At 72.5% G+C, this 16,286-nt stretch carries 12 protein-coding genes; 5 read left to right on the forward strand and 7 right to left on the reverse strand.

The features are described from left to right. Nucleotides 1-2: 2 nt before the first annotated feature. Entirely contained in the window at nucleotides 3-638 is a 636-nt protein-coding gene (locus S1361_RS29545; protein WP_208034935.1) for a LysE family translocator, read from the forward strand. A 298-nt stretch (nucleotides 639-936) separates the two neighbouring features. On the opposite strand, the gene meaB is transcribed toward S1361_RS29545, so the two are convergent. The 6 genes from meaB to S1361_RS29575 form a co-directional block, all read right to left on the reverse strand. After that, on the reverse strand, nucleotides 937-1,941 hold the full coding sequence (gene meaB, locus S1361_RS29550) for a methylmalonyl Co-A mutase-associated GTPase MeaB (protein ID WP_208034936.1): 1,005 nt from the start codon (nucleotides 1,939-1,941) through the stop codon (nucleotides 937-939). A gap of 7 nt (nucleotides 1,942-1,948) precedes the next feature. Beyond that, entirely contained in the window at nucleotides 1,949-4,123 is a 2,175-nt protein-coding gene (scpA, locus tag S1361_RS29555; protein ID WP_208034937.1) for a methylmalonyl-CoA mutase, read from the reverse strand. After that, on the reverse strand, nucleotides 4,123-5,937 hold the full coding sequence (locus S1361_RS29560) for a methylmalonyl-CoA mutase family protein (protein WP_208034938.1): 1,815 nt from the start codon (nucleotides 5,935-5,937) through the stop codon (nucleotides 4,123-4,125). The genes scpA and S1361_RS29560 overlap by 1 nt, the downstream gene beginning before the upstream one ends. Before the next feature lie 104 nt (nucleotides 5,938-6,041). After that, nucleotides 6,042-8,774: a hypothetical protein gene (locus S1361_RS29565; RefSeq protein ID WP_208034939.1), complete on the reverse strand. Its 2,733-nt coding sequence runs from the start codon at nucleotides 8,772-8,774 to the stop codon at nucleotides 6,042-6,044. A gap of 34 nt (nucleotides 8,775-8,808) precedes the next feature. Beyond that, nucleotides 8,809-10,311 carry a hypothetical protein gene (locus S1361_RS29570; RefSeq protein WP_208034940.1) on the reverse strand — a complete coding sequence of 501 codons (1,503 nt, stop codon included), beginning with the start codon at nucleotides 10,309-10,311 and terminating at the stop codon, nucleotides 8,809-8,811. An 88-nt stretch (nucleotides 10,312-10,399) separates the two neighbouring features. Continuing rightward, on the reverse strand, nucleotides 10,400-10,897 hold the full coding sequence (locus S1361_RS29575; protein WP_208034941.1) for a MarR family winged helix-turn-helix transcriptional regulator: 498 nt from the start codon (nucleotides 10,895-10,897) through the stop codon (nucleotides 10,400-10,402). 136 nt (nucleotides 10,898-11,033) lie between these two features. Here S1361_RS29575 and S1361_RS29580 point away from each other — a divergent pair, with 136 nt between their 5' ends. Next, a complete protein-coding gene (locus S1361_RS29580; RefSeq protein ID WP_208034942.1) occupies nucleotides 11,034-11,549 on the forward strand; it encodes a YceI family protein in 516 nt (171 codons plus the stop codon). Here the strand turns inward: S1361_RS29580 and S1361_RS29585 are convergent. After that, entirely contained in the window at nucleotides 11,530-13,260 is a 1,731-nt protein-coding gene (locus S1361_RS29585) for a hypothetical protein (protein ID WP_425088080.1), read from the reverse strand. The two genes, S1361_RS29580 and S1361_RS29585, sit on opposite strands and share 20 nt — an antisense overlap. A gap of 267 nt (nucleotides 13,261-13,527) precedes the next feature. Here S1361_RS29585 and S1361_RS29590 point away from each other — a divergent pair, with 267 nt between their 5' ends. The 3 genes from S1361_RS29590 (at nucleotide 13,528) to S1361_RS29600 (ending at nucleotide 16,274) form a co-directional block, all read left to right on the forward strand. Continuing rightward, nucleotides 13,528-13,917 carry a cell division protein SepF gene (locus S1361_RS29590; protein WP_208034943.1) on the forward strand — a complete coding sequence of 130 codons (390 nt, stop codon included), beginning with the start codon at nucleotides 13,528-13,530 and terminating at the stop codon, nucleotides 13,915-13,917. Nucleotides 13,918-14,706: 789 nt separating this feature from the next. After that, nucleotides 14,707-15,924, forward strand: a complete 1,218-nt coding sequence (locus tag S1361_RS29595; RefSeq protein WP_208034944.1) for an AAA family ATPase — start codon at nucleotides 14,707-14,709, stop codon at nucleotides 15,922-15,924. After that, a complete protein-coding gene (locus tag S1361_RS29600; protein WP_208034945.1) occupies nucleotides 15,921-16,274 on the forward strand; it encodes a nucleotide pyrophosphohydrolase in 354 nt (117 codons plus the stop codon). The genes S1361_RS29595 and S1361_RS29600 overlap by 4 nt, the downstream gene beginning before the upstream one ends. Nucleotides 16,275-16,286: the final 12 nt, after the last annotated feature.

Raw genomic sequence — 16,286 nt, forward strand, 5'->3', positions numbered from 1 at the left:
GCGTGTCGGTTCTTCAGTCACTGGTCTCGTTCGCCCTGGTGTCGGCCCTGTTGGTGATCATGCCGGGCGTGGACACCGCCCTGGTCATCCGCAACACCGTCGCGCGCGGCCGGCTCCACGGGTTCATCACCGGCGTGGGTGTGGGCGTCGGCGCCGTCATCTGGGGCGCAGCGATCGCGGTGGGCATCGGCGCGCTGCTGGAGGCCTCCGAGACGGCGTACACCGTGTTCCGGATCGTCGGCGCCGCCTACATGGTCTGGCTGGGCATCGGGCTGTGGCGCTCGGCCCGGGCCATCGGCGCGGGGCAGGAGAAGGACACCGAGCTGGAACCGGAGTCCGCCTCGCTGTGGCGCTCCTTCGGCCGCGGCATGCTCAACAACCTGGCCAACCCCAAGGTCGGTGTCTTCTACGGCGCCACGATCCCGCAGTTCATCCCGTCCGGCGCGTCCCCCGCGTTCATGGGCACCGCGCTGGCCGCCGTCAACGCGGTGGAGGCGATCATCTGGTACGGCCTGATCAGCCTCGGCGCCCACGGCCTGCGCACCTGGATGAAGCGCCGCACGGTCCGCCGCAACGTCGACGCCACCGCGGGCACGGTCATGATCGCCTTCGGCATCGTGATGGCGGTCGAGAGCTGAGCCGCGGCACCGGGGTGGCCCGCCCGTATCCGGCCACCCCGGGTGCACGTCACCCCCGCACAGCCCAGCAGCTTCCCACACCCGCTGGGCAGAAATTCGATGACCTGCCGTGTCGTCCCGGTCGCCGACCGCCTGCCGCCGGCCGCCCTCGCCCTCCTCGTCCGCACCGCCGCCACCGTGGACGCCGAGGTCCTCGCCAGCACCCGGAAGGCCCAGGAACGCGCGGCGACGGACGTCGTACGCGCGCTCCTGCAGGCCTCTCCGGCGAAACCGCCCCGGAGCCCTCAACGCCCCCCGCTCAGCCCGCGGGTGACGGCGGCGTGCGGCCCTCGAACGCCGCCAGGATGCGTTCCGCCGCCAGCGTCGCCGTCAAACGGCCCTCCCTGACCTGCCGTTCGAGGTCAGGGGCGGTCGCGCGGACCGCGGGGTCGGAGTGCAGGCGGCCGAGGAGTTCGTCGCGCACCATCGCCCACGTCCAGCCGACCTGCTGGTCCCGGCGCTTGGCGGCCAGCCGGCCGGTGGAGTCGAGCAGGGTGCGGTGCTGCTCCAGGCGCTCCCAGACGGTGTCGAGGCCGGTCGACTCGCGGGCGCTGCAGTGCAGCACCGGCGGGGTCCAGAAGGCGTCCTTGCCGTGCATCAGGCGCAGTGCGCCCGCCAGTTCCCGGGCGGCGGCCCGGGCGTCGCGCTCGTGCGGGCCGTCCGCCTTGTTGACGGCGATCACGTCGGCCAGCTCCAGGACGCCCTTCTTGATGCCCTGCAACTGGTCGCCGGTGCGGGCCAGGGTGAGCAGGAGGAAGGAGTCGACCATCTCCGCGACCGTCGTCTCGGACTGGCCGACGCCGACGGTCTCCACGAGGATCACGTCGTAGCCCGCCGCCTCCATCACCACCATCGACTCCCGGGTGGCCTTGGCGACGCCGCCCAGCGTGCCCGCGCTGGGGGAGGGGCGGACGAAGGCGTCCGGGTCGACCGCCAGGCGCTCCATCCGGGTCTTGTCGCCCAGGATGGAGCCGCCCGTGCGGGTGGACGAGGGGTCGACGGCGAGGACCGCCACCCGGTGGCCCAGCGAGGTCAGCATCGTGCCGAACGCGTCGATGAACGTCGACTTGCCGACACCGGGCACCCCGCTCACACCGATCCGCCGCGCCCGGCCGCTGTGCGGCAGCAGCTCGGTGAGCAACTGCTGGGCCAGCGCCCGGTGCTGTGGCCGGGTGGACTCCACGAGCGTGATGGCGCGGGCCACCAGGGCCCGCTTCCCGTCGAGCACACCCTTCACATAGGTGTCGAGATCGATCGCAGCCATGCGGGGGCTACAGGTCGTGGCCGAGGTCGGCCGACAGTCGCTGCACCAGGTCGTACGCGGCGTCCGGGATCACCGTCCCGGGCAGGAACACCTCCGCCGCGCCCATCTCCCGCAGCGTCGGCACGTCCTGCGGCGGGATGACCCCCCCGACCACGATCATGATGTCCTCGCGGCCCTCCTCGGCGAGCTTCTCGCGCAGCGCCGGGACGAGCGTGAGGTGACCCGCGGCCAGCGAGGACACGCCGACCACGTGCACGTCCGCCTCGACCGCCTGCCGGGCGACCTCCTCCGGCGTCTGGAACAGCGGGCCGACGTCGACGTCGAAACCGAGGTCCGCGAAACCGGTGGCGATCACCTTCTGGCCGCGGTCGTGGCCGTCCTGGCCCATCTTGGCGACCAGGATCCGCGGCCGGCGCCCCTCGGCCTCCTCGAACGCGTCCACCAGGGCCCGGGTGCGGTCCACCGACGGGGACTGGCCTGCTTCGTTGCGGTACACGCCGGAAATCGTACGGATCTGGCTCGCGTGCCGCCCGTACACCTTCTCCAGGGCGTCGGAGATCTCACCGACCGTCGCCTTGGCGCGGGCCGCGTGCACGGCCAGCTCCAGCAGGTTGCCGTCGCCGTCGGCGGCCCGGGTGAGCGCGTCCAGGGCGTCCCGGCACGCGGTCTCGTCCCGCTCCTCCCGCAGCCGGCGCAGCTTCTCGATCTGCTGGGACCGCACGGAGGAGTTGTCGACCTTGAGGACCTCGATCGCCTCGTCGTTCTCCACCCGGTACTTGTTCACGCCGATCACCGGCTGGCGCCCCGAGTCGATGCGGGCCTGGGTGCGGGCCGCCGCCTCCTCCACGCGCAGCTTGGGGATGCCGGCGTCGATGGCCTGGGCCATGCCGCCCGCCTGCTCGACCTCCTGGATGTGCGCCCAGGCCTTGCGGGCGAGGTCGTACGTCAGCCGCTCCACGTACGCGCTGCCGCCCCACGGGTCGATGACCCGGGTGGTGCCCGACTCCTGCTGGATGAGCAGCTGGGTGTTGCGGGCGATGCGCGCCGAGAAGTCCGTCGGCAGCGCGAGCGCCTCGTCGAGGGCGTTGGTGTGCAGCGACTGGGTGTGGCCCTGGGTCGCCGCCATCGCCTCCACGCAGGTGCGGGTGACGTTGTTGAAGACGTCCTGCGCGGTCAGCGACCAGCCCGAGGTCTGCGAATGGGTGCGCAGCGACAGCGACTTGGTGTTCTTCGGGTCGAACTGCTTCACCAGCTTCGCCCACAGCAGCCGCGCCGCGCGCAGCTTGGCGACCTCCATGAAGAAGTTCATGCCGATCGCCCAGAAGAAGGAGAGACGGGGCGCGAACGCGTCCACGTCCAGGCCCGCCTCCCGTCCGGCCCGGATGTACTCCACGCCGTCCGCGAGCGTGTACGCCAGCTCCAGGTCGGCCGTCGCGCCCGCCTCCTGGATGTGGTAGCCGGAGATGGAGATGGAGTTGTACCGGGGCATCCGCTGCGAGGTGTACGCGAAGATGTCGGAGATGATCCGCATCGACGGCTTCGGCGGATAGATGTAGGTGTTGCGGACCATGAACTCCTTCAGAATGTCGTTCTGAATGGTCCCGGCCAGCTTCTCGGGCGGTACGCCCTGCTCCTCCGCCGCCACGATGTACAGCGCCAGCACCGGCAGCACGGCGCCGTTCATCGTCATCGACACCGTCATCTTGTCCAGCGGTATGCCGTCGAACAGCTGGCGCATGTCGTAGATCGAGTCGATGGCCACGCCCGCCATGCCGACGTCACCCGTCACGCGCGGGTGGTCGCTGTCGTACCCCCGGTGCGTGGGCAGGTCGAAGGCGACCGACAGGCCCTTCTGGCCGGCCGCCAGGTTGCGCCGGTAGAACGCGTTGGACTCCTCGGCGGTGGAGAAGCCCGCGTACTGGCGGATCGTCCAGGGCTGGTTGACGTACATCGTCGGGTAGGGGCCGCGCAGGTACGGCGCCATGCCCGGGTAGGTGCCCAGGAAGTCCAGGCCCTCCAGGTCACGGCCGGTGTACAGCGGCTTGACCCCGATGCCCTCCGGGGTCTCCCACACCGGCTCCGCGCCCCCGGTGGCCCGCTCCAGGGCCGCACGCCACTCGCCGTCGGTGCCGTCGGTGACCGGGGTCCCCAGCTCGATGCCGGAGAAGTCGGGGATTCCCATCAGGACACTCCCATGCGGTCGAGGGTCGCGGAGAGGACGTCGACGGCGTCGCAGCCCGCGAAGACGTAACTGTCGATGCCGGGGTGGTCGCCCCGGCCCGCCAGGAACACGTGCCGGGCGCCGGCCGCGCGCAGCGACTCGGCGGCCTGCCCGGCCTGTTCGGCGTAGAGCGCGTCGCTGGAGCACAGCACGGCCTCGGTCGCGCCGCTGTCCTCGAAGCGGCCCCCGGTGACCGGTTCGATGCCGCCGGCCTGGAAGAGGTTCGCGGCGAAGGTCGCGCGGGCGGTGTACTCGGCGGCGGAGCCGAGCGTGGCGAGGAAGATCCGGGGCCGGGCGCCGGTCGCCGCCAGATGGGCGTCGGAGCGGGCGCGCAGCTCCTCGTAGGCCTCGTCCCGGCGTACCCGCGGCAGACCGCCGGACGGCGGCTCGGGCGCGGGCTCGCGCTCCACCGGCTTCTCGGCCAGCAGCGGGAACTCGCTGACGCCGGTGATGGGTTCACGCCGCTTGGCGAGCCGCTTGGAGCGCTCCGCCCAGGTCGTCGCCAGGTCGGTGCGCAGCCGGCCGGAGCGCAGGACGGCCGCCTGGCCGCCGTCGCGCTCGATCGACCGGAAGAACTGCCAGGCTGCCTCGGCGAGTTCGTCCGTCAGCCGCTCCACGTACCAGGAGCCGCCCGCCGGGTCGATGACCCGGGCCAGGTGGGACTCCTCGATCAGGATGGTCGAGGTGTTGCGGGCGATCCGCCGGGCGAAGGTGTCGGGCAGCCCGAGCGCGTGGTCGAACGGCAGCACGGTCACGGAGTCGGCGCCGCCCACCCCCGCGGCGAGCGTCGCGACCGTCGTGCGGAGCATGTTCACCCACGGGTCGCGGCGGGTCATCATCACCGGCGAGGTCACGACGTGCTGCACCTGCGCGCCCGCCTGCGGCGCACCGCACACCTCGGCGACCCGCGCCCACAGCCGGCGCGCGGCGCGCAGCTTGGCGATGGTCAGGAACTGGTCGGCGGTGGCGGCGTAGCGGAACTCCAGCTGCGCGGCGGCCTGTTCGATCCCGAGCCCGGCCTCGGTCAGCTCCCGCAGGTAGGCCACACCGGTGGCCAGCGAGGCGCCCAGCTCCTGCGCGGCCGAGCCGCCCGCCTCGTGGTAGGGCAGCGCGTCCACGGTCAGCGCGCGCAGCCCCGGGTACTGCCCGGCGCAGCGCGCGGCCAAGGCGGCGTACGGCGCGCAGTCCAGCGGGGTCCCGGTGCGGGCCTCGTACCCGAGCGGGTCGCCGCCCAGGTTGCCGCGTACGGCCTCGGCGTCCACGCCCTTCTGCGCGTACAGCGCGAGCAGGGCCTCGGCGGCCTGCTCCGTGTCGCGGCCCGCGTCCAGGACGACCGGCGCCAGGTCGAGGTAGACGCCGTCGAGGGCGCGGCCCAGCTCGGAGACCGGGATGCCGCCCTCGCCGAGCACCAGCCAGAGGGAGGTGCCGCCGTTCTCCAGGTCGGTGAGGACGGCGTCCGCCGTGCCGCCGGCGAGTGCCGTGTGCCGCTGCCGTACGTCCCAGCCGCTCGTGAGGTTGCCCTCCGGGCGGCTGCCCCGCACGAAGGGGGCGAAGCCCGGCAGTCCGGGATCGGGCGCGCTGTCGCGCGCGGTGTACAGGGGCCGGGTGCGCAGCCCGTCCTCCAGCGTCGTGGACAGGGCGTCCTCAGCTGCCGCGCCGGTAAGTTCCTTGCCCGACTTGCGCAGTACGCCCTCGACCAGGCGTTGCCACTGCTCGTGTGTCGCGTCAGGGAACTCGGCGGCCAGTGAGAGCCCGTCGTCAGGCAGGACCGTCATGGCTCGGATGCTAGGGCAGGCGGCTCGGGCCTAGGCGGAGCAGGGGCTGTGAGGTTTCCCTCCTTACGGCTGTGGTCTGGCTCTCGTGCCTGATGGGGGCCGCTTCAGGAGGCCGGCTGCGGGTGCAGGGAACAGGGGGCGGTGCGCGGCGAGGGGACGGCCGTCACGATCTGGCCGGAGGGGTGCGGGACCCGCCAGGCAGTTCGGATCGCCATGATCAACGAGCGTGCGCTGTACGGCGACACCTCCAGCTCGTGCCGGGCCTGCGCCAGTATGTCCGGGTCGCCGTCCGCGCGGAGTGCCGCCGCCGCCCTGCGCCGAGCGAAGTCGGGGGCACCGAAGACATCCAGCAGCGTGAGCGAGAAGAGCACATAGGTGGAGGCCTCCTGGAGCAGCGAGCGTGCCCTGTCCGAAAGCCCGCCGGCGGCGTTGCCCAAGTGCTGGTCCGGGTCGTAGAAGGCGATGTGGTGCAGTGCTCGGTGCAGGTTGCCGTCCGGGCACGGGCACACATGGCGCAGATGCCCCATGAGGTTGCGGAAACTCAGCAGCACCGCGCTCGTCTCGCTGGTCCACTCCTGTTTGGCGAGCAGGACGCGGAAGCCGGCCAGTGTCTCCGCCAGCTCCTCGAGGATCATCTGCCGGGAGATGTCCGTCAACTCGAAGAAGCGCGTCTTGTCCTCGATCTCCATGATGCGCAGTCCGTAACGGATGAGGTCCCGCGGTATTCCCCCGGAGAGCGCATGGGCCAGCAGGCTGTACGGCTCCGACAGCCCGGGTGCCCGGCGTTCGAGGATGCCTTTCGATTCCTTGAGCGTGCAGGGCTGCACATGGACGATGTCGTCCAGCGAGCTGTCGGTCACCCCGCGGTGCGGGAGCCCACGGCGGATGAACGACGCGCCGACGTCCTCGGCCACCGAGATGAGGTAGTGCACATGGGGCACGCCCAGGATCGCCTTGATCTCGCCGAGGAACGCCAAGGCCTGCGTGTCGGAACCGAGCCGGTCGACCTCGTCGATGGCGATGACCACCCGGCCCTTCCTGGCGAACCGCTCCCGGGCGATGCTCGTCAGCAACTCCCGGAAGTCGGAGACAAGCGTGGGGAAGTTCGGCGGCACGGTGGACAGAGACGTCGTGTGAGCGGACACCAGGGCGGGCGAGCCCGTGGTGACGGCGGAGGACGAGGTCTGCACCGTCTGGAGCCGGTAGAGCTGGTTGCGGCACTGGGTGACGAGGGGAGGCTCCGGCTGCGGGAAGGTCCAGGTACGCGCCTTCAGAAGCAGCAGACCGAGCAGCACACAGGCGACACGGAGGGTGTTGCCGGTGTCGGTCACCATCGCGTACATGGGCGGAGTCCGGTAGAGCAGGACCAGGGCGCCGACCAGCAGGAAACCGTAGACGGGCCGGCGGGCGAGACTGACCCCGCCCACGGTCCATCGGGACCGGCCCTCCAAGCCCACGAGGAGAAAGACCACGAGCGCCAGGTACAGGGTCGCCAGCGGTGCTCCGTCGAGCATTTCCCGGGCGCCATGCCGAACCCCTGTGTCGAAGAAGAGAGAGGCAGGGGCCGCGAGGATGAGGAGAATGCCGCCCACGGTGGTGGCCAGCAGCCGCAGCGTCCCGAACAGTGCACCCCAGCCCTGCCATCGGCGCAGTTGCCAGAGCAGCACCCCGGCGACGGTGACGGCCAGTGCCGTGCCCACCCTCTCACCGCCCCACACCCCCTGCGCGGTGTCGGTCAGGTCCGCCCAGAGATCCTGCGCACGGTGCCGCGCCCCGTCCTCGTAACGCAGTCCCACGGAGCGTGTCGCGGCGGCCAGTCCGAGGACGACCAACGCGCCCGCCGGTAGGGCGAACACCAGCCACCGCGCGAGGCGCCGGGCCGTCGGAGCGAACTGCCGGGCGATTCTGCGCAGAATGGTCAGCCGGGCGAACTCAGGGAGGTCGTGGCCCTGCTCGGTGAGATACCGCTCGCAGACCTCTATGTACAGCGACAGGAGGAACTCGTGCGGCGAGTAGGTCGCGGGCGCTTGGACAACGACTGCGAAGTCCGCCTCCTCCGCGCAGCTCTCCAGCAGTGTCGACTTCCCCGCCCCGCGCGGCCCGCTGACGGCTATGGTGCCGCCCTCGAGCTGCGCCATCTTCCGGGAGAGCCGCTGGGACGCCTCGTTGCCGATCACGTACTGCCGGTTCCGTGGGGAACGGAGCCCCTCGTAGCTGTCCGGCAGGAGGAGCGAGTCACGGTCCTCGCCGAGGAGCGCCTCGACCACCCTTCCCATCAGGGGGCCGGCGCCGTTCGCCTGTAGTTCACGGCGCCAGGCCCGCTCCCTCGAGTCCGCGAGGGCCTCGTACACGGGCCTGATCGATGTCAGGGCCAGTTCACCCGCATTGTGGCGTACGTGCATCCGCCATACGGGATTCAGCCGGACCGCGAACCCTGCCACGACCGGCGGGATCGCCACGACGGCCACCACCGTCCACGGAGCCACGGCGAGGACGAGCAGGAAGCCGAGTGAGAGCAGGGAGAGAAACACCGTCTCGGGAGCGACCGGGTCATGCAGGTAGTCGATCCGTGTCCGTATGGACTCGTACCGGCGGAGCGCGGCACGGAACCGCTCCTGGTGTGCCCGGCACGGCTCGAGCGCCCGCCCGACGTTGGCTTCCGTCAGCATGGTCGCGCGGACGTTCTCCGCTGTGGCCTGGGGCCTCATTCCCAGCCGTCGTGCGATGCCCCGCTCGGCCAGACAGGCGTCGAGCACGGCGTCGTAGGCGGTGGCCTCCCGCCCGTACGCGAAGTGATCGGCGACCTGCCATGGTGCGGCCCGGCGGCGTCCTGGCATGGTGTGGCGAACCTTTCGGAGTGCGGAGACGGTGTCAGGAGGAGGTCCGCAGAGCTTCGAGGCGCTGCCGCGGTATCCGCGTGCCTCGCTCGTGCTTGATCTGGAAGAAGGCTTCGAGTCCTGGTTCGTCCTGACGGTCGCCGTAGGTGACCGCGTGGGCCGACCCGTCGTCCAGCAGTCGGCCCACGCACTGAGCGAGGGTGCCGGGCCCCGAGCCGCTGTATCCCCAGGAGAGCCCCGGGGCGTCCAGGGACGGCGCCGGATAGAGGATGTCGTCCGTGGTCCTGACCCAGACCGGTTCGTCGAGGATGACCTCCTTGAGGACGGACCCGGCCGGCAGCCGTTTGGGTGCGCTGCCCAGGTAACTGATCTCGCGGCTGTCGCGGAACATGAAGCGGCCCTTGAACGCGACCACGGGACTGCCGGTGACGGGGTCGACGAACGTGCCCACCGGATCGTCTCCGTTCACCGTCCACAGACGGTGGATCGCCGTCGGGCTGACGCGGCGCAGCCGATTGATCCACTCCGCGCCCTCGCGGGAGACGTCGGTGCGCGTGATGCTGAAGACACCACCGAACGGCAGGTGTTCCCTGCTCCACATGCTGATCTGTTCCAGGCACTCCACCGAGTGGTCGTCAGTGCGTCGGCACAGTTCGGCGAGGCCGAGTGCGACCACGTCGGCGGAGACGGTCTCGGACCGACCGGGGTCCTCGGTCGAGGGGACTGCCGGGAGGACCATGGCCGCCCTCTCGGCCGCCGCCTTGGGGCTCTTGCCCCTGCCGAAGTCTCCCCGGGTGTCGAGGATCTCCGTCACCTCGTGCTCGATCCACTCGGCGGCCTTCGTCCTCATCTCGTGCCCGATCGTGAAGCACGCGCCGCGCACCGGCGAGCCCTCGGGTTCCGCCCCGGCCAGCTCGTACAGCGGCTCCCAGGACGGCCAGGTGACCACGTCCACGGGGACCGGATCGTCGCCAGGGCGCCACGAGGTCAGATGCTCGGGGCGCCGCAGCTGACTGGGCCACCAGGGGACCTGGGTGCCGACATGCGCGGCGACCTCCGACCACCGGGGCTCGTACTGAAGATCGGGAAGGGCGCGGTCGACCGCCTCGAGGGAGGGGCCGTAGAGGTCGTAGTCGGGCTGGACGGTCACGACGGTCGCGGCGTTCTCGTGGAACTCCAGGAGGTCGCGGGGAGCGCCGATACGGGAGCGCGGATAGATGACGGCCACGACCCCGGTGCAGGTCTCCCACAGCCCGGCGAAGTGCTCCCGGTCCCATCCCGCCTCGTCGGACGTGGCGTAGCGACCGTCCAGGTAGCAGGGTTTCGTGGCGGGCGCCGGATGGAGCAGGGACGGAACCCTGCCGGCCAGCAGCGGGTGCTGACGGGCCAGCCAGCGGGCGAAGTACTGTCCGGCCCATTTCGTGACGCCGTCCGTGTACTTCGGGTCCATCGGCCGGGGCATGTCAGGACTGGAGGTGATCTGCTCCCAGCTGTTCGCCGACAACCCGAAGGTGCTCTGCAGTTCGGCCGCAGTCATGGCTTCCAACGCATCCCCCCGCGCATCTCGCCGCGTCTCTGCCCCATCATGCAGGGCCCCACTGACATTCCCGGCCCCGCCCGGCGGGTCAGCGGGCCTCGTCGTCCAGGTCCGGTACGAGGGCGCACATCGCCGCCCGCTGCTCGGGGCCCATGGAGTCGGCGAGGGCCTGGCGGACGGTGCCGGCGAGCCGGGCGGAGGCGGCGCGCAGCAGCTCGCGGGCCTTGTCGGTGAGGGCGACCTGCACGCCCCGCTTGTCGCCGCACACGGACGTGCGGGTGACGAGACCGGCCCGCTGGAGGCAGGCGATCTGGTAGGTGAGGCGGGTCTTGGGGCGGCCGAGGAGGTCGGCGACCCGGGTCATGCGCAACCCGGTGTGCGGCTGTCCGGCCAGCAGGCACAGGATCAGGAACTCGTCGTGGGAGACGTCGAGGGTCTCCTTCACGACCGACCGCAGCCGCTGCTCCACGGTGCCCGTCGCGGCCAGCAGGACCATCCAGGCGCGCAGCTCGTCCGGGAGCAGCCCGTCACCGCTCGCGAGGGGACAGGCGGGCTGGTCGGCGGCGTGCGTGTCGGCGGCGGACATGGAGGCGAGTCTAGCCGTCGTCCACATTTGTACGGCTTGGCCGCGAGCCCCCTCCGCCAGGGTTGTCCAAATTTGGATGAAGGGCTAGCGTGAGGCGGCAAAGTCATCCAAATTTGAACCACTCTGGAGTACGACCATGACCGTCGCCGTGGAAACAGGCCTCTGGCAGCTCGACCCGACCGCGTCCACCGTCGGCCTGCGGCACAGGACCTTCTGGGGCCTGGTCACCGTGAAGGGCACCTTCGCCGGCGTCGGCGGCTCCGGCGAGGTCCGTCCCGACGGCTCGGTCACCGGCGCCGTCACCCTGGACGCGGCCTCCCTGGACACCAGGAGCGCCAAGCGGGACACCCACCTGCGGTCGGCCGACTTCTTCGACACCGGCCACCACCCGGAGATCACCTTCGCCGTGCGCGGGGCCGACCGGCTCGACGGCGACCAGGTGCGGATCACCGGGCAGCTGACCGTGCGGGGCGTCAGCCGGCCTCTGTCCGTCACGGCCCGCCTCACCGGCGTCAGCGCCGAGGCGCTGACCCTGGAGGCCGAGTTCGCCGTGGACCGCGACCAGTTCGGCATGGGTTGGAACCAGCTGGGCATGATGCGCGGCCTGACCGCGGTGACGGCCGCGCTCCGCTTCACCCGCGCGGCGGCCTGAGACCCAGCTCCGCCCGGCTCAGGTCCCGGGTGGACAGCGTCTGCGGGCTCCCCGTGAAGGCCCGCAGCCGGAGCCGGGCGCTCTTCTTCGCCGGCAGCGTGAAACCGCCGGACGGCGCCCGCAGTTCCACGGTCGCCGTGGTGTGCGCGGCGAGCGTGGCCGGGCCGCGCGCCAGCGACCAGTACCGGCTCATGCCCTGGCTGGTGGTGAGCATGTAGTGCGGGGTGAGCGCGGTACCGCCCGTGTTGGTGACCCGCAGGGTCAGCCGGGACAGCGTCTGCCCCGAGGTGTGCCGGGCCGCCGTGACGTCCATCCGCAGCGGCGGCCTCCCGGTCGCCGCCAGGGCCGCGCTCACCAGCGCGGGCGCCAGCAGCACCACGACGGCCGCGGCCAGCGCGGGCCGGCGGCGCGGGCCGGTCAGCGGGCGCGGCCGCGGCTGCCAGGCGCGGGCGAACTCCGGCAGCGGCGCGGTGACCGCCGCCGCCAGCCACAGCGGGGTCATCATCAGGTAGTAGCCGTCCTGGGACCGGGTCGCCACGTAGAACGCGCACCAGGGCAGCACGGTCGCGGCCGGACCGAGCCGCCGGACGAACAGCACGAACACCGCCAGCAGGGCGGCGGCGAGCAGCACGCTCGCGTGGCCGTACCAGTCGAGCCGGTCGCTGCCGTGGGTGAAGTACAGCGACACGTCCACCAGGCCCTGGCCGTGCAGCACCGCGCCCTGGGTCAGCGGCAGGGCGATGCCCTCCAGCCAGTGGCCGGGCTCGCTCACCGCGAAGTACGCGTTCACCAGCAGCCAGGTGAGCACCGCGATCCCCGCGATGCGCAGCACCACCCGCGCGGCCGCCCGCCCGCCCAGCTCGCCGCGCCGCACCGCGTAGACCCCGGCCAGCAGGAACGGCGTGACGAACCACGGCAGTTGCTGGGCCGCGCACGCGGCGCCGAGACACGCGGCCCGCGCGATCCCGGCCGCGCCCAGCCGGCCGCGCGCACCCAGTCGCGGCCAGCGCACCACCACCGGCACCAGCAGGGCCAGGGCGACGATCGCCGGATAGCCCTGCCGGGCGTACCCCGGCAGGAAGCCGAAGCCCAGGCAGACCATGGTCGCCGCCGAACGCCACGGCACCGGCAGCAGCCGCCACAGCACCACCGCGCCCACGACCAGGGCCACCGTCGCCGCCCCCGTGGCCGGGGCGCCGCCGTGGCCCAGCCACAGCAGCGGGGCGGTGAGCAGCGGGGTCAGCGGGGGATAGCCGTACGTGAAGTCGTACCCGCCGTCAAAGGTCGGCGTCAGCGCGACGCCCTTGGCCTGGAACAGCCAGGGCCAGGGCTGCCCGTACACCGGGTGGCCGGCGACGAGTTCCCGCGCGGCCTGGCTGGTCAGGGCCGCCTCGTCGCCGCCGCGGTGGTTCAGCGTCCAGGCGCACAGCGTGAGGGTCACCGCGGTCGCCAGGACCACCAGGTCCAGGCGGGCCAGCGAGCGGGTGCGGCGGACGGTGAGGGCGAGCACGCCGGTCACCAGGATCGAGGCGTAGCAGACCGAGATGACCCCCGCGAGGACCAGCTGGTGCGTGGCCGCCTGGGTCCACACCGAACGGGTGCCGATGAACAGGCTGACGTCGGCGAGGAGCGTCAGCACGCGGTGCCACTGCGCGGGGCCGTCCGGGGCCGGTGGGGCGGTAACCGGTACGGCGGACACCGCCGCCGGCAGCCGCCGACCGGGTGTCACCTGCTGCGTTTCTGCCAAGTGCACGGCACGGGACGCTACCGGTGCCGAGTGAGCGGGGCGCGGAGGGTGGTGAAGAGTCGGGTATGAGCCCGGTAAGAAGCGGGCGATTGCGGATATATGTCGCCGGTTGGGGCGGAGGAGGGGGTGCCGAATCGGTCGCGCACCGTGTCGCTGTTGGGCCGAACGGGTGACTTGGCGTAAGAATTGGCTGGTGCAGGCATCGAGTGCGAGTCAGGTCGGGGGGAGCCGGTGAGCCGTTACGACGTCACCGATGAACAGTGGGAAGGGCTCGCCCAGGTCGTGCCGCTGCGGGGCCGGGACGCCTGGCCGTCGGCGGTGAACCACCGCTCTTTGCCCGACGCGGAGACAGAGACCCGGCGCCGGTTCGTGGTCCTGCGCGTCAACGTCTTCGCGGACGCGCGGGAGGTCGCCGAGACCCTGATGGCCGGCGTGCCGGTGCTGCTGGACCTGTCCGGCGCGGAGGGCGAGGTCGCCAAGCGCGTCCTCGACTTCAGCACCGGCGTCGTCTTCGGCCTGGGCAGCGGAATGCACCGCGTCGACCGCAACGTCTTCCTCCTCACCCCGCCCGGCACCGAGGTCAGCGGCCTGATGGAGGGCGCGGGCATCTCGGGCGGCTGACAGCCGGCACGCACCGGGCGGCGGGCCGCCTCCGGACGCTGCTTCAGCCCGGGGTCCGGTCGCCGTCGGCCTGCGGAGTGGGGAGCGGGCGCTGTCCCCTGCGGTCGGGCCCGGTCGACTCCGGCTCGCTTTCCGCCGTGCGGGGCGGGCACTGCTCCTTCCGGTCGGGCTTCCGCTTGCTTTCCAGCGTGCGGGGCGGGACCCGGCCCGGCTTCGGTCGCCTCCGGCTCGCTTTCCGGTGTGCGGGGCGGCCGCTGCTTCTGCTCCTTCCGGTCGGGGTCCGTCGCTGTCGGTCTGCGGTGTGCGGGCGGGGCGGGTGCTGTCCCTTGCGGTCGGGGTCGGCCGCCTCCGCTTGCTTTCCGGTGTGCGGGGCGGCCGCTGCTCCTTCCGGTCGGGGTCCGTCGCTGTCGGTCTGCGGTGTGCGGGCGGGGCGGGTGCTGTCCCTTGTGGTCGGGGCCGGCCGCCTCCGCTTGCTTTCCGGTGTGCGGGGCGGGCGCTGCTCCTTCCGGTCGGGCTTCCGCTTGCTTTCCAGCGTGCGAGGCGGGACCCGGCCCGGCTTCGGTCGCCTCCGGCTTGCTTTCCAGCGTGCGGGGCGGGCGCCAGGCCGGCTTGCTTTCCGGTGTGGCGGACACCCGGCCGGGGTTCGGTCGCCTTCGGCCCGCCCCGGCGTGCGGTGCCGGCCGGTCCGGTACGCGCGGCGGCTCCGGGGGGAGCGGGGTGTCCCCCGATCGTAGGAACGTCCCCGCGCCGAAACGGTTCCCCGTGGGGGCGGAGCCCTACGGTCCGCCTATGGCCGTGCCCTCCGCGCCCTCCGCGTCCGCTCAGCCGCCGGCGGCCGACGCGTCCGCCGCCACCCTTGCCGCGCAAGGCCGCGCGCACGGTCGGGAGTCCGTCGACGTCCGGTGCCGGATCACCGAGTTGCGGCTGTCGGCCTTCGCCGGCCACCGGCGGGCCGGGTTTCCGCTGGGGCCGGTGACCGTCTTCGCGGGGCCCAGCGGCTCCGGCAAGACCACCGCGCTCGCCGCGTACGAGGCGCTGGCCCGGCTCGGCGGCGGCGCCCCGCTCGCCGAGGCGTTCCCGGACCCGGTCTCCTGCGTGCCGGAGCGGGCGCGGCCCGACGCCGAGGGGCGGCGGGGCTTCCGGATCGGCTGTACGGCCGACGGCGCGGAGGGTCCGGTCCGGCTCGACGTCGCCGTCCAGGCCGAACCGTACCCGCGGATCGTGGGGGAGCGGCTGACCGCGCGCGGGGTCGTCCTGCTGGAGACCGCGCTGCGCGACCCCGGGCGCCGCACCGTCCAGGCCGCCTGGCACACCGCGGGTTCCGCCCCGGTGACCCGCGCCCCGCTCCCCGACGACCGCCTGGGCACGGCCCTGCTGCCGCTGCGGGTGGCCGGCAAGACGGACGGCCAGCGGCATGTGCTCGCCGCTGCCGAGCAGATGGTCGTCGCCCTGCGCTCCGTCTTCCCCTGCGATCCCCGCCCGGAGCGCATGCGCCGGCCGGTGCCGTCCGGTTCCGGCCGGCTGCTGCCCGGCTGCGACAACCTCGCCGACGTACTGTGGCGCACGCGCGCGGAGTGCGGCCGGCGGCACGGTCAGCTGGTCGGGGCGCTGCACGCGGGCTGCGCCGGCCCGGTGACCGACCTGGTCGCCGAGCCGATGGCCGACGGCACGGTACGGGCGCTGCTCGACCGCGGCGACGGCTTCCGTACCGCTCTCGCCCGGCTCGGCGACGGCGAGCTGCGCTACCTCGCGCTGACGCTGGTGCTGCTGACCGGTCCGGGCGTGCTCGACGTGGACACCCCGGGCGAGGTGCCCGACGCGCTGCGCACCCTCACCGTCCTCGCCGACGGTTTCGACCGCGGCCTCGACCCCCGCCAGCGCCGCGAGTTGCTGCGGCTGGCCGTCCGGATGGGCGAGCGCGGGCACATCCGCTGCGTGGCCGCTGTGCAGGACGCCTCCTGGGCCACCGGGATCCCCGGGACCACGGTGGTACACCTGAACCCGTGACGGAACACCCCGACCTGGCCCGACTCCAGCGCCGGCTGGCCGAGTTCGCCGCCGCGCGCAACTGGCAGCCGTACCACACGCCCAAGAACCTCGCTTCCGCCCTTTCGGTGGAGGCCTCCGAACTGGTCGAGATCTTCCAGTGGCTGACGCCGGAGGAGTCGGCCCGGGTGATGGACGACCCCGGCACGGCGCACCGCGTCACCGACGAGGTCGCCGACGTCCTGGCCTATCTGCTTCAGCTCTGCGACGTCCTCGGCGTCGATCCGCTGGCCGCCCTGGCCGCGAAGATCGAGCGCAACGAACTCCGCTTCCCGCTCCCCGGTGCCGGTGACCGCCGGCCGGACGCCTGAACTCCGTTATAA

Source organism: Streptomyces cyanogenus, assembly GCF_017526105.1.
GTDB lineage: Bacteria > Actinomycetota > Actinomycetes > Streptomycetales > Streptomycetaceae > Streptomyces > Streptomyces cyanogenus.